Genomic DNA, 12,226 nt, shown 5'->3' with positions numbered 1-12,226 from the left:
CCTCATAACCCCGCGGATAATTGATGGCGCCACCACCGTCACTGTGTTTCGAGTGACTATGCAGCAACTTTCCCCTGCTCATAGGGCTTCTCCTTCTTGTTTCGGAACAATGTGTTCGGTTATAAATGATCGATTCGCCGGCACGGCATGGTCAACAAGCAAATTCGTCGGGCTGTGCCGTACTGGACAGAGGTGGAGGACGTGTTCGGAAACTCGCGGAGGGGGAGCTCCGATCGCCGGGTGCGGCGCACTCGGAAGGCCGTTCAGCAGGCATTGGTGGAGCTGATTCTGGAGAAGGGCTATGAGGCGGTGACCGTCACTGATCTCATCAACCGCGCCAACGTCGGCCGCTCGACCTTCTACGCGCACTTCACCGACAAACAGGATGTGCTGTTCAGCAACCTCGACGAGCTCTCCAGCCTTCTCCGTCTCGCTCCCGCGTCCAGGCCGGGCCCGCTGTTCGCCTTCAGCCTGCCGATGTTCGAGCACCTTCATGAGCAGCGCCGGCTGGCGCGAGCGCTGCTCGGGCGGCGCGGGGGCAGCGCCGTGATGGCGCGCGGAGAGCAAATCCTGGCCACGATCGTACGTGACGAGTTGCTGGCGGCGTTCCCTCCGCGAAGCACACCACCGGACTCGCTCGACCTGATGGTCACCTGCGTCGTCGGGGCGTTCATGGCGCTGCTGCGCAAGTGGGTCGACGGTGAGTTGACCGCCACACCGGCCGAGATGGACGCGGCGTTTCGCGCTGTGGTGACACCGGGTGTGGAGATCGCCTTCAGGCGGTGAGCCAAAGCGGGGGCGATGGACCCGCGTCGACGGGCGAGGGCGGGAAGACGGTGAGGAGCCGAGGCGGACCGCCGGTCGCCACGCTCGCGAGCGTCAGGAGGCGGCGCTTACGGTCGGTGCAGCGGCGGAGTCCTGGTCGCCGCGGTCGATGTGGTCGGCGTGGAACAGCCCTTCGGCCAGTAGACGGCGCACGTGCTCGTCGGCTGCGCTGTAGTAGACGAAGGTCCCCTCACGCCGGCCCTTGACCAGCCCGGCCAGACGCAGTTTGGCCAGGTGCTGGCTGACCGCGGTCGGGGCGGAGCCGGCGAGCTCGGCCAGGCAGGCCACCGACGACTCGCCCTGCAGCAACGCCCACAAGATCTTGATGCGCGTGGGGTCGGACAGCAGCCGGAACGACTCGGCGGCCAGGTGCACCTGTTCCTCGTTCGGCATCTCGAAGTCGGGCAGCGAGGTGTGCATGCCGCCAGCATAGCCCCGAACCCCACTATTTGCGTACCTGCATGAGTGCGCATATAGGCTGGCAGGGTGACGACAGACCTGACAACGCGCCCCGGTCCCCGGGCCGTGGCCGCACCCAGCCGTACGCAGGCCTGGTGGCGGTCCGGGGCCGGATCACTGCCCGAGGTGCGCTGGGCGATCGCCGCGACCGTCCTGTTCGCCGCCGGCGGCGTCTGCCAGCTGGCCGGGGCCCCCTCCTGGCTGTGGTGGGGGCTGTATCTGACCTGCTATGCCACAGGTGGGTGGGAGCCGGGGCTGGCCGGGCTGCGGGCGCTGCGTGAGCGGACGCTGGACGTCGACCTGCTCATGGTCGCCGCGGCGATCGGCGCCGCCGTGATCGGGCAGGTTTTCGACGGCGCGCTGCTGATCGTCATCTTCGCCACCTCAGGGGCGCTGGAGGCGGTGGCGACCAAGCGCACCGCCGACTCGGTGCGCACCCTGCTGAACCTCGCCCCCGACACGGCGACCCGGCTGGATCCGGCTGGGCAGGAGGAGGTCGTCGAGACGGCCGATCTGGCCGTCGGCGACCTCATCGTGGTCAGGCCAGGGGAGCGCATCGGCGCCGACGGCCAGGTGCTCGACGGGGCCGGCGACGTCGACCAGGCATCCATCACCGGGGAGAGCCTCCCGGTGGACAAGCAGGCCGGTGATGAGGTGTTCGCGGGCACCGTCAACGGCGCCGGGGTACTACGGGTACGGGTGGGGCGCCCGGCCGGTGAGACGGTGATCGCCCGGATCGTGGCCATGGTCGAGCAGGCCAGCGCCACCAAGGCACGCACGCAGCTGTTCATCGAGAAGGCCGAGCAGCGCTACTCGGTGGTCATGGTCGCCGCCACCCTCGCGCTGTTCGCGATCCCCCTCGCGCTGGGGCAGGACCTTCAGGGCAGCCTGCTGCGGGCGATGACCTTCATGATCGTCGCCTCGCCGTGCGCGGTGGTGCTGGCCACCATGCCGCCGCTGCTGGCCGCCATCGCCACCGCCGGCCGCCACGGCGTGCTCGTCAAGTCCGCCGTGGTCATGGAACAACTCGCCGGCGTCACCCAGGTGGCCTTCGATAAGACCGGCACCCTCACCGAGGGCCGCCCCCACCTGACCCACATCCGCGCCCTGCCCCGCACCGGTCTGAGCGAAGGCACGCTGCTCACGCTCGCCGCCGCGGCCGAGGACGGCTCGGAACACCCACTCGGCCGGGCCGTCGTCGCCGCCGCCCGCGACAAGGGCCTGCACCTACCTGCGGCCACCGGGTTCGTGGCGGTGCCCGGACGGGGCGTGCGCGCCCATGTCGGTGGTCACCTGGTGCAGATCGGCAGCCCCGCCCACCTGCTCCCCGAGGGACACGCCGTTGCCGGCTCGGCCACCGCCTTGGTGGCCGAGCTCGAAGACAGCGGGCACACCGCCGTGGTGATGCTGCTGGACGGCCGCCCGGCCGCGGTACTGGCCCTGGCCGACCGCATCCGGCCCGGCGCACCAGACGCCGTGGCCCGCCTGACCGCCCTCACCCACGCCGCGCCGGTGCTGCTGACCGGCGACAACCCCCGCGCCGCCGCCCACCTGGCCGCCCAGACCGCAATCACCGACGTCCGCGCCGGCCTGCTTCCCGAGCACAAGGCCGACGCCGTACGCGACCTGCAACAGCAGGGGGCACAGGTGGCGCTGATCGGCGACGGCGTCAACGACGCCCCCGCCCTGGCCACCGCACACACCGGCATCGCGATGGGCCACACCGGTGCCGACCTGACCCTGGAGGCCGCCGACGTGGTCATCACCCGCGACGAGCTCTCCGCCGTCCCCACTGTGATCGCCCTCGCCCGCCGCGCCCGCCGCCTGGTCATCGCCAACCTCGCCATCGCCGCCACCTTCATCGCCGTACTGGTGGCCTGGGACCTGCTCGGCGACCTGCCGCTGCCGCTCGGCGTCGCCGGACACGAAGGCTCCACCGTCATCGTCGGCCTCAACGGTCTGCGCCTGCTACGAGGCACCGCCTGGCGACGGGCCGCCGCCGGGACCATCAGGCGCCGATGAGCTCCGGCAGCAGGTGCAGGTCGTGAGCGGCTTCGGGCCGCCCACCGGCTTCGAGGCACCGGCTACACCGCCTACCTCCTCCACCCGCACCCATGCAGCCCCCGGTTCCCTGAGCATGAGCACAAGCACGATTCGTCTACTGCGCCGTAGCAGTACCGCGGCGCGACGCGAGACGGATGAGCACCGAGCCGATGACCAGCAGGAGGGCGAGTGCGGCGTAGCCGTAAGCGAGGGTGGCGAGGGTGGCGACGGCACCGACCAGCAGCGGGCCGCCCGCGTCGCCGAGTTCGCGCCCCAGTTCGGCGGCGCCCATGGTCTGGCCGAGCCGTTCGACGGGGGTGGCGGCGGCCAGGGCGGCGAAGCCGAGTGGAGTGATCAGACCGGTTCCTGCACCGATCAACGCGGCGGCACACAGCACACCGGCCAGGCCCGGCAGCAGCGCGCATCCCAGGCCCGCTGCCGTAAGCAGCAGTCCTGCCGTGATGCCGCCACGCGAGGTGATGCGCCCGGCGTCCAGTGCACGCCCGGCCCGGGGCTGGACGAGGGCGGCGCAGCCGGCGAGCACCGACACCGCGGCGCCGGTGGCCACCGTGCCCAGCCCGGCCGCCGCGCCGGAAACGGGAAGGAAGCCGACCCCTGCCGACAGCGCGGCCGTCGCCGCGGCCAGCGCCGCCGTCGGGGCCAGGAAGGCCGGATCGACCAGCCGGCGGACCAGGCCCAGCACCGTCTGCCGGGCCTTGGGCAGTGGGGGCACGGCCGGCACCGTGAGCGCTCCCCACACGGCGACCGCCGCGCCCAGCACAGCCAGCACACCGAACAGCGCCCGCAGCCCTCCCGCCCACACCAGTGCCCCGCCAAGCAGGGGGCCGAGGGTGTAGCCGATGGACTTGTAGAAGCCGTAGGAGCCGAACGCCCGGCCGTGCCCGGTCGCCGGGTTCAGCCGGGCGACCAGCGCGGAGGCCGCGGGGGAGAACGCGGACGCGGCAGCGCCCTGACCCAGGCGGGCCGCCCACAACCAGGCAGGGCTGCCCGCCAGGACGTACACCGCCGATGCGACGGCGAAGGCGGCCAGCCCGCCGAGCAGCACCGGACGGGCGCCGACCCGGTCCGCGAGCGTGCCGAACAACGGCTTGAGCAGCACCTCGGCTCCGTCGTACAGGGCCAGCAGGCCCCCGAGCACCATCAACGAGGTGACCGCGTCTTCGGAGAAGCCCCCAAGGTTGGCGGCGATGCCGTGAGCCCCGAACGCGGTGGTGAACCCCGCCGCATACAGGGGCCACATCAGCCGCCGCGGTGCGGCCTGCGCAATCTTCGCTGAGGTCTGCTCCGCCGAGGTCATAGGGCCTCCTGCCTTGTCCGGTGCAGGGCGGTGAACACGCGCTCCGCGCAATACTCGCAGGCATCGGCACACACCATGAGGCTGGTCCCGCGGTTGATGGCGATGTCCGTCGCTTTGACCTGGAACAGGCCGAAGTGGCCGGCGATGTAGAGCTTCCGTCCGCCGTGCGCGGGCGATCCCCCCGGGCGGAGGCCCCGCCGGAGGCGTTGCCACTTTGCCCAATCCCGCCCTAGCCCAATGTGCTTCGGGAGGTTCGGCTGGCGCATTGGGGTACCACGGTCAGAGAACCCGTCAATTCGTCGGAACTTCGGCGGCTGGGCAAGAAACCACTCTGCTTGTGCCGCACCGCACGCCCATCGGGGGGTCGCATGAGAACCCGAGGTCTCGTCTGCTGGAGATCCTGTCTCACGACCGCGGGGACGGTCGCCCTTCTCTCTGCGGGAGCCGGGAGCGCGATGGCCGCGTCCGCTCCTCATTCGGACGATGTAGACCCGTCCACCCGTACCAACGTCACCAACTCCATGAAGGGCGAGGCGTTGGCGAACGTGACCTACCGCGCGTACGCGAAGCAGGCCGACAAGGAGAACCTGCCCGACGTCGCCGCGCTGTACCGGCGCACCGCGCACACGGAACTGCGTGAACACCTCACCGAGCAGGCGAAGCTGATCGGCCAGGTCGGCGACAACGCGGCGAACCTACGCGACAGCACCAGCGGTGAGTCCTACGAGGCGACGACGATGTACAAGAAGTTCGCCGAGCAGGCCAAGGCGGACGGCGACCAGGAGGCCGCCAGGCTCTTCTCAGAAGTCGGCCAGGACGAGGCGAAGCACCGGGAGAAGTTCCTCCAGGCGCAGAAGGCCATCACCGATCCGTCGTCAGGGGCGACGATCCCGACCGACGTGCGGGCCAAGCCGGTGGAAATCCAGGCCGGTGCGCCCAAGGTGTCCTCCTCCCGGACGCTGGAGAACCTGCGGACGGCGATGAAGGGCGAGGCCTTCGCCTATGCCAAATACACGCTGTACGGAGACAAGGCGCGGGAGACCGGGCAACCGAGACTGGCCCGGCTGTTCCATCGAACGGCCGCCGTCGAGCGCACCGAGCACTTCGCCGAGCACGCGAATCTCGCCGGCGCGGTGCGCGACACCGGGACCAACCTGTGCGCGACGATCAAGGGGGAGACCTACGAGGGTACGCAGATGTATCCCGATTACGCCCGCCAGGCCTCGGCGGCCGGTGACACCGAGGCGGCGGATGTGCTCAACGGCACCGCGAAAGACGAGCTGAAGCACGCGAAGGCCTTCTCCGGTCAAGTGTCCAAGCTCGGCAAGCAGTGCCCCACGTCGAGCTGACACTCCCCGCTGTGGAGGCGGGACTCCTCGGTAACACTCCTCAGGGGCGGTGGTGATGGCCGGTTCTGCACACAGGGGCGGCGCCGCGGCCGGCCACGTCGCCGAGCACGGTGCGGGTGGTGCGGCCACTCGTCCGAGCGACTACATCTGGGCGCTGGCCCGGATCTCGATCGGCTGGGTGTTTCTCTGGGCGTTCCTGGACAAGACCTTCGGCTGGGGGTTCGGCACTCCCGCCGACCGTGCCTGGGTCGGGGGAGCGAGCCCGACGACGGGGTACCTCAAGGGCACAGCGAGGAAGCCCCTGGGTGCGGTGTTCTCTCCCCTGGCCGGGCACGCGTGGGCGGACTGGCTGTTCATGCTCGGCCTGCTGGGCATCGGCGTGGCGCTGATCCTGGGGGTCGGATTACGCCTGGCGGCGGTGTTGGGCGGGTTGCTGCTGCTTCTCATGTGGGCGGCCGAGCTGCCGCCCGAGCACAACCCGTTCATGGACTATCGCCTCGTCTACGCACTCGTCATAGTGGGACTGGCCCTGGTGAACGCCGGGGACACCCTCGGATTCGGCAGGTGGTGGGGGAACACGGCGCTGGTCCGGCGCTACCCGTTCCTCAGATGAGAGGCCGCGCAGCGGCTGACCCGATCCAATTGCGGCGGTGATCCCAGTTCTCACCTTCTCGCGCCTGGGATTCGAGACTCGGGTGGGCGACAGGGACCCTGGCGTTCGAGCGAGGACATCGCGAGAGGCTCGGCCGTTCGGTTATAGAGATCTTCTACTCGGTGTGGATTTATCTCCCGTGGGCGCCGTTGAGGCCGTCCGGGGGAGAAAACTCCACCTGCCCGTGGCAATTCGTGATCATGACCAGATAGTGCTTACACCGTGAACACGCTCCCCGAATCCCATGTCCACCCTGGTTGGCGGATCCTGCGGAGTGATACCGGACGGCTCTGGGCGACCCGCGAGCGCGCGTTCGACCGTGCGGCCGAGATGGCAGGCGCCTTCCGCACTGTCGATGCCGACGACCTCGGGCGGCTGCGAGCGCGGATCGAGCAGCAGGAACGCATCGCGCACGCGGTCGGGTCGCGGAGCGTCGGCACCGCTCCGAAGTGAGGCCCGCCCGCCTACGCCACGAGAGCACTCGCCGTTTCCGCCGCCCGGCTGTCCCGACGGATCACGGCCGAGGAGCCTGCGTGTCCAGTCCGGCCAGGGTGACGGCGACCAGGCGGTGGACCGCGTCGTGGCTGTCGACCGTGCCGGCCGCGGTGAGGGCGTGCAGGCAGTAACCGGCCAGTTCCCCGGCGGCCACGTCGTCACGAACGTCCCCGTCCTGGGCGGCCTCGGCGATCAGGTTCTCCACGAACTCCTGTAACCGCCGCCGTGCGCGGTCGACGTGTTCGCTGCGATGCAGCAGTGCGGCGAGCTCACCGCCATGGTGGCGCGCCGAGTGGTGCTGGATCTCCGCGAAGGTCCGCAGCGCGGCCCGCAGGCGTACGACGGCCGGCTCGGCCGGCTCGGCCGCCGCGGTGAGCCGGTCGAGATGTGCGGCGATCTGGCGTTCGTGCCACGCGGTGAGGACGGCCTGGGCGTCGGGGAAGTACTTGTACAGCGTCGCGCGCCCGACGCCGGCGCGTTCGGCGATCTGCGACATCGTCAGCGAGACCAGCCCGCGCTCAGCCACCAGCGCCGCCATGGCGTTCAAGGCGGCATCCCGAACCGCTGCGCGATGCGCGTCGATCGTCTCGGTCCACAGCTTGGGCACGTCCAGATCATACAGGCTGTCCTCTTGCGCGACACCCTGCATCTGTCGTAGACACTCTGTATCGATAAATTCGATCCCGCCACGACCTCCCCGACACCCGCGGGCGGTCATCTCGGAGCGAAAGAACGGATACCCGCCATGCGCAACGCGACCACCGGCCGGCAGCACGACGCCGCCGGCGCCACACCCGACCTGGACACCGAGCACCCGAACTGGGAAGAGATCTACGCTCGTGGGCCGCGATGGGACATCGGCCGCCCCCAGCCGGCGTTCCTCGCTCTCGCCGCGTCCGGCGCCATCTCCGGCCGAGTCCTCGACGTCGGCTGCGGGACCGGCGAACACGTGCTGATGTGCGCGGACATCGGCCTCGACGCCACCGGCGTCGACATCGCCGGCGCCGCGATCGACGCCGCGGAACGCAAGGCACGCGAGCGGGGTCTGAACGCCCGGTTCCTCCGTCACGATGTCAGGCGGCTGGCCGAGCTCGGGGAGTCCTTCGACACCGTGCTGGACAGCGGGCTGCTGGTCCACGTCATCGACGACGAACAGGACCGCCTCACCTACCTACAGGGGCTGCGGGCGGTGGTGCCGTCCGGTGGCCGCTACTTCGTCCTGTGCTTCCGCGGCCCGCAGAGCGACTCGGGACCGCGGCACCTGGTGCGCGAGGACGTCACCGCCTGCTTCACCGAAGACTGGCGCGTGGACTCGATCGAGGAGACCACCCTCGACAGCCTCAGCGACGAGGACGGCATCCCGGCGTGGCTCATCGCCCTTACCCGGACCTGATCCTCGCCCGTTGCGGCACCTCCCACGCGATCAGCCGGATTCCTCCACGACAGACGAGCGAGAAAGTTCCCCGATGCCAACCTTGCACGCTCAGATTCAGACCGAACGGGCCGGGCGCTACCTCGCCCAGTTCTGCAGGCACGCGGCCGCCATGGGCGGCGGCCACACCGCCCGGCTACACCCGCACGGACCGGCGGCCCGCCGCGAGGTGCGGGTGGCCGCAGAGTGGTCGGACACCAGCGGAACCGTCACCTTCACACGATGGGGCGAATGTACGCTGACCGCCGACGCAGACACCCTCACGGTGCGCATCGACGCACGCGACGAGGAGGGCCTGACTCAGATACGCGACATCGTCACCCGCGACTTCGAGCGGTTCAGCCGACGGGACCCATTGACGGTGACCTGGCTGCGGCAGGAAACCCCGGGCGCCCTCTTCCGGCACACCGGCGCAGTGACATCGAAGTCGCGGCGAGGGCTTTTACGGTCTGGCCGCCAGACTGTGGTCCTGGCGCTGGCCGTGGCCCTGCTCATCGGTCTGCACGTCGGCGTGGCCGGCACGGTCATAGCGGAATCACGCTGGACCGCTGCCGCCGTCGACATCGCCGTAGCGCTTATCGTGCTGAAAATCGCGCTGATCACGTGGGCTCGCCTCCGAGTCCGCCACCGCAAGGCTGCCGGCACCTCCGAGGAGACGTGAGGCGGCTACGGCCCGGTAGTCGCCGTCCTTGGTGAGAGAGGGACCGGGCCCGGCCGACGACCGCAGAATCGATGACCTTGGTCCTGGGGGGTGGGGCCCTTGCGCAGCGGTGCGGGCGCGCCGGCATCAGAAGGATGAAGGTGACAAGCAGGCCGACCGAGCCCCACGAGGTGATCCAGATGACCGACTCCCCGACCGGAGCCGCCCTGCCCGCCGACGTGCACGCAGCGATCGACACGCTGGTGACCGGCGCGCTGAAGGCACTGACGGAGTACGAGTCCTTCACCCAGGAGCAGGTCGACCACATCGTCAAGAAGGCGTCCGTCGCCGCGCTGGACCGGCACGCCGCGCTCGCCCGCCTGGCGGTCGGGGAGACCGGCCGCGGCCTGTTCGAGGACAAGGCGGTCAAGAACATCTTCGCCTGCGAGCACGTGACCCACAGCATGGCCGACCTCAAGACGGTCGGCGTGGTGTCCCGCGACGAGATCAACGGCATCGTCGAGATCGCCGATCCCGTCGGGGTGGTCTGCGGTGTCACGCCGGTCACCAACCCCACCTCGACCACGATCTTCAAGGCCCTGCTGGCGTTGAAGACCCGCAATCCCATCGTGTTCGCGTTCCACCCCGCGGCCCAGCGCTGCAGCGCCGAGGCCGCCAGGGTCGTCCGCGACGCCGCCGTCGCCGCCGGCGCGCCCGAGCACTGCGTCCAGTGGATCGAGGAACCCTCGCTGGAGGCGACCGGCGCGCTGATGCGGCACGAGGGCGTGTCGGTCATCCTCGCCACCGGCGGTAACGCCATGGTGAGAGCCGCGTACTCGGCGGGCAAGCCGGCGCTGGGCGTGGGGGCGGGCAACGTCCCCGCCTACATCGAGCGGACGGCCAAGCTGCGCCGGGCCGTGCACGACGTCGTGCTGTCCAAGACGTTCGACAACGGCATGATCTGCGCCTCCGAGCAGGCCGTCATCCTCGACGAGGAGATCTACGACGCCGCGCTGGGCGAGTTCGCCCGGCTGCACGCCCATGTCGCCACGCCGGAGGAGAAGGCGAAGCTGGAGGAGTTCGTGTTCGGGGTGACGGCACACGGCGCCTCCTGCGCCGAGGCCAGGCTCAATCCCGACGTCGTCGGGCGGACTCCGCACTGGATCGCCGAGCAGGCCGGGTTCGCCGTGCCGGCGGACACCTCCCTGATCCTCGTCCCGGTGGACGAGGTCGGCCCGAACGAGCCGCTGACCAGGGAGAAGCTGTGCCCGGTGCTCGCCGTGCTGCGGGCCCGCACCCGGGAGGAGGGCATGGTCCTCGCCGAGCGCATGGTCGAGTTCGACGGCCTCGGGCACAGCGCCGTCATCCACACCGAGGACGCCGCCCTCGCCGAGACGTACGGCACGCGGGTGAAGGCCGTACGGGTGATCTGGAACGCGCCCGCCTCCCAGGGTGGCATCGGCGACATGTACAACGCGTTCCTGCCCTCGCTGACCCTGGGCTGCGGCAGCTACGGGCACAACTCGGTGTCGAACAACGTCTCGGCCGTCAACCTGATCAACGTCAAGCGGATCGGGCGGCGCAACAACAACCTGCAGTGGTTCAAGGTCCCGCCGAAGATCTACTTCGAGCCGAACGCGATCCGCTACCTGGCGGACATGCCGGACGTGCACCGCGTCACGATCGTCACCGACGCCGTGATGACCCGGCTGGGGTATGTCGACCGGGTCGTCGACGTGCTGCGGCGGCGCGGCGAGCGGGTTGCCCTGCAGATCATCGACGACGTGGAGCCCGAGCCGAGCGTGGCGACCGTCGACAAGGGCGCCGACCTCATGCGCGCCTTCCGGCCCGACGTCATCGTCGCCCTCGGCGGCGGCTCGGTGATGGACGCGGCCAAGGTCATGTGGCTGCGCTACGAGCACCCCGAAGTCGTCTTCGCGGACATGAAGGAGAAGTTCTTCGACGTCCGCAAGCGCGCCTTCCGCTTCCCGGCCCTGGGCGAGCGCGCCCGCCTCGTGTGCGTGCCGACCACCTCGGGCACGGGCGCGGAGGTCACGCCGTTCGCCGTGATCACCGACACCGTGACGGGCAAGAAGTATCCGCTGGCCGACTACGCGCTGACCCCGAGCGTCGCGATCGTGGACCCGGTCCTCGCCGCCGACCTGCCCCGGGTGGTCACCGCCGACAGCGGCTTCGACGCCCTCACCCACGCCATCGAGTCGTACGTGTCGGTGTACGCCAACGACTTCACCGACGGCCCTGCCCTGCACGCCATCAGGATCATCTTCCGGTATCTGGAGCGCGCGGTCACCCGCGGCGCCGCCGACCCGGAGGCCAGGGAGAAGATGCACAACGCCGGCACGATCGCCGGCATGGCCTTCGGCAACGCCTTCCTCGGGATCGTGCACGCCATGTCCCACACGCTCGGCGCCACCTTCCACGTGGCCCACGGGCGCACGAACGCCATCCTGCTGCCGCACGTGATCCGCTACAACGGCACCGTCCCGTCGAAGCTGTCCGGCTGGCCCAAGTATGAGGACTACCGCGCCCCCGAGCGGTTCCAGGAGATCGCCCAGATGCTGGGCCTGCCCGCGGCCACGCCGGCCGACGGGGTCGAATCGCTCGCCGCGGCCGTCGAGCGTCTGCGCGACGCGGTCGGGATCGAGCGGTCCTTCCAGGACATCGGCGTCGACGAGAAGGCGTTCGTCGACGCACTCCCACAGCAGGCGCTCAACGCGTACGAGGACCAGTGCGCGCCGGCCAATCCCCGGATGCCGATGCTGGAGGACATGCAGGCGCTGATGCGGGCCGCCTACTACGGGCGTTCCTCGGAGTAGCCGTCCGTCTCCGGTGTGTGCGTACACCGCGAGGGTTTACCTTATGAGGCATGATTCGGGTGTTCCTGGTGGACGACCACGAGGTCGTGCGGCGTGGTGTGGCGGCGTTGCTGGACGCCGAGGACGACATCGAGGTCGTCGGCGAGGCGGGGACGGCCGAGTCGGCCGTGGCCCGC

Annotated in this window: 12 protein-coding genes; 9 read left to right on the top strand and 3 right to left on the bottom strand. The window is 70.1% G+C overall.

Annotated elements, in window-relative coordinates; all coding sequences use genetic code 11:
• Nucleotides 1-147: 147 nt before the first annotated feature.
• Complete coding sequence (locus FH610_RS43615) at nt 148-786, top strand: TetR/AcrR family transcriptional regulator (protein ID WP_205825684.1); 639 nt, start codon at nt 148-150, stop codon at nt 784-786.
• A 93-nt stretch (nt 787-879) separates the two neighbouring features.
• Here FH610_RS43615 and FH610_RS10615 read toward each other — a convergent pair whose 3' ends face one another.
• Nucleotides 880-1,245 carry an ArsR/SmtB family transcription factor gene (locus FH610_RS10615; protein ID WP_139574165.1) on the bottom strand — a complete coding sequence of 122 codons (366 nt, stop codon included), beginning with the start codon at nt 1,243-1,245 and terminating at the stop codon, nt 880-882.
• A 66-nt stretch (nt 1,246-1,311) separates the two neighbouring features.
• Between FH610_RS10615 and FH610_RS10610 the strand changes: the two genes are divergently transcribed.
• Nucleotides 1,312-3,306 (top strand): heavy metal translocating P-type ATPase, encoded by a 1,995-nt coding sequence (locus tag FH610_RS10610; protein WP_338104531.1) that lies wholly within the window; start codon nt 1,312-1,314, stop codon nt 3,304-3,306.
• A 136-nt stretch (nt 3,307-3,442) separates the two neighbouring features.
• Here the strand turns inward: FH610_RS10610 and FH610_RS10605 are convergent, their stop codons facing one another.
• The gene (locus tag FH610_RS10605; protein ID WP_240808885.1) at nt 3,443-4,645 is read right to left on the bottom strand and encodes an MFS transporter; all 1,203 of its coding nucleotides are present in this window, start codon (nt 4,643-4,645) and stop codon (nt 3,443-3,445) included.
• A gap of 455 nt (nt 4,646-5,100) precedes the next feature.
• Between FH610_RS10605 and FH610_RS10600 the strand changes: the two genes are divergently transcribed.
• The 3 genes from FH610_RS10600 (at nt 5,101) to FH610_RS10590 (ending at nt 7,099) form a co-directional block, all read left to right on the top strand.
• Entirely contained in the window at nt 5,101-5,994 is an 894-nt protein-coding gene (locus FH610_RS10600; protein ID WP_205825683.1) for a rubrerythrin family protein, read from the top strand.
• 55 nt (nt 5,995-6,049) lie between these two features.
• The gene (locus tag FH610_RS10595) at nt 6,050-6,607 is read left to right on the top strand and encodes a DoxX family membrane protein (RefSeq protein ID WP_139574164.1); all 558 of its coding nucleotides are present in this window, start codon (nt 6,050-6,052) and stop codon (nt 6,605-6,607) included.
• Nucleotides 6,608-6,868: 261 nt separating this feature from the next.
• Complete coding sequence (locus FH610_RS10590) at nt 6,869-7,099, top strand: hypothetical protein (protein WP_139574163.1); 231 nt, start codon at nt 6,869-6,871, stop codon at nt 7,097-7,099.
• A gap of 61 nt (nt 7,100-7,160) precedes the next feature.
• On the opposite strand, the gene FH610_RS10585 is transcribed toward FH610_RS10590, so the two are convergent.
• Nucleotides 7,161-7,748 carry a TetR/AcrR family transcriptional regulator gene (locus FH610_RS10585; RefSeq protein WP_139574162.1) on the bottom strand — a complete coding sequence of 196 codons (588 nt, stop codon included), beginning with the start codon at nt 7,746-7,748 and terminating at the stop codon, nt 7,161-7,163.
• 138 nt (nt 7,749-7,886) lie between these two features.
• On the opposite strand from FH610_RS10585, the gene FH610_RS10580 reads away from it, so the two are divergent.
• The 4 genes from FH610_RS10580 to FH610_RS44360 form a co-directional block, all read left to right on the top strand.
• Nucleotides 7,887-8,534: a class I SAM-dependent methyltransferase gene (locus tag FH610_RS10580; RefSeq protein WP_139574161.1), complete on the top strand. Its 648-nt coding sequence runs from the start codon at nt 7,887-7,889 to the stop codon at nt 8,532-8,534.
• 73 nt (nt 8,535-8,607) lie between these two features.
• Entirely contained in the window at nt 8,608-9,234 is a 627-nt protein-coding gene (locus FH610_RS10575) for a DUF2218 domain-containing protein (protein WP_139574160.1), read from the top strand.
• A gap of 140 nt (nt 9,235-9,374) precedes the next feature.
• Entirely contained in the window at nt 9,375-12,050 is a 2,676-nt protein-coding gene (gene adhE / locus FH610_RS10570; RefSeq protein ID WP_240808884.1) for a bifunctional acetaldehyde-CoA/alcohol dehydrogenase, read from the top strand.
• A 50-nt stretch (nt 12,051-12,100) separates the two neighbouring features.
• A partial coding sequence (locus tag FH610_RS44360) for a response regulator transcription factor (RefSeq protein WP_139574158.1) occupies nt 12,101-12,226 on the top strand: 126 nt, incomplete at its 3' end.

This window comes from Microbispora catharanthi, assembly GCF_006334915.2.
GTDB classification, from domain to species: Bacteria; Actinomycetota; Actinomycetes; order Streptosporangiales; family Streptosporangiaceae; genus Microbispora; species Microbispora catharanthi.
Note: the sequence above shows the minus strand (reverse complement) of the source record. Positions and strands in the feature narration are given on the sequence as shown.

Coding starts and splice junctions, on each gene's coding strand:
- FH610_RS43615 (WP_205825684.1), top strand. CDS start 148: ATGGTCAACAAGCAAATTCGTCGGGCTGTGCCGTACTGGACAGAGGTG.
- FH610_RS10615 (WP_139574165.1), bottom strand. CDS start 1,245: ATGCACACCTCGCTGCCCGACTTCGAGATGCCGAACGAGGAACAGGTG.
- FH610_RS10605 (WP_240808885.1), bottom strand. CDS start 4,645: ATGACCTCGGCGGAGCAGACCTCAGCGAAGATTGCGCAGGCCGCACCG.
- FH610_RS10600 (WP_205825683.1), top strand. CDS start 5,101: ATGGCCGCGTCCGCTCCTCATTCGGACGATGTAGACCCGTCCACCCGT.
- FH610_RS10595 (WP_139574164.1), top strand. CDS start 6,050: ATGGCCGGTTCTGCACACAGGGGCGGCGCCGCGGCCGGCCACGTCGCC.
- FH610_RS10580 (WP_139574161.1), top strand. CDS start 7,887: ATGCGCAACGCGACCACCGGCCGGCAGCACGACGCCGCCGGCGCCACA.
- FH610_RS10575 (WP_139574160.1), top strand. CDS start 8,608: ATGCCAACCTTGCACGCTCAGATTCAGACCGAACGGGCCGGGCGCTAC.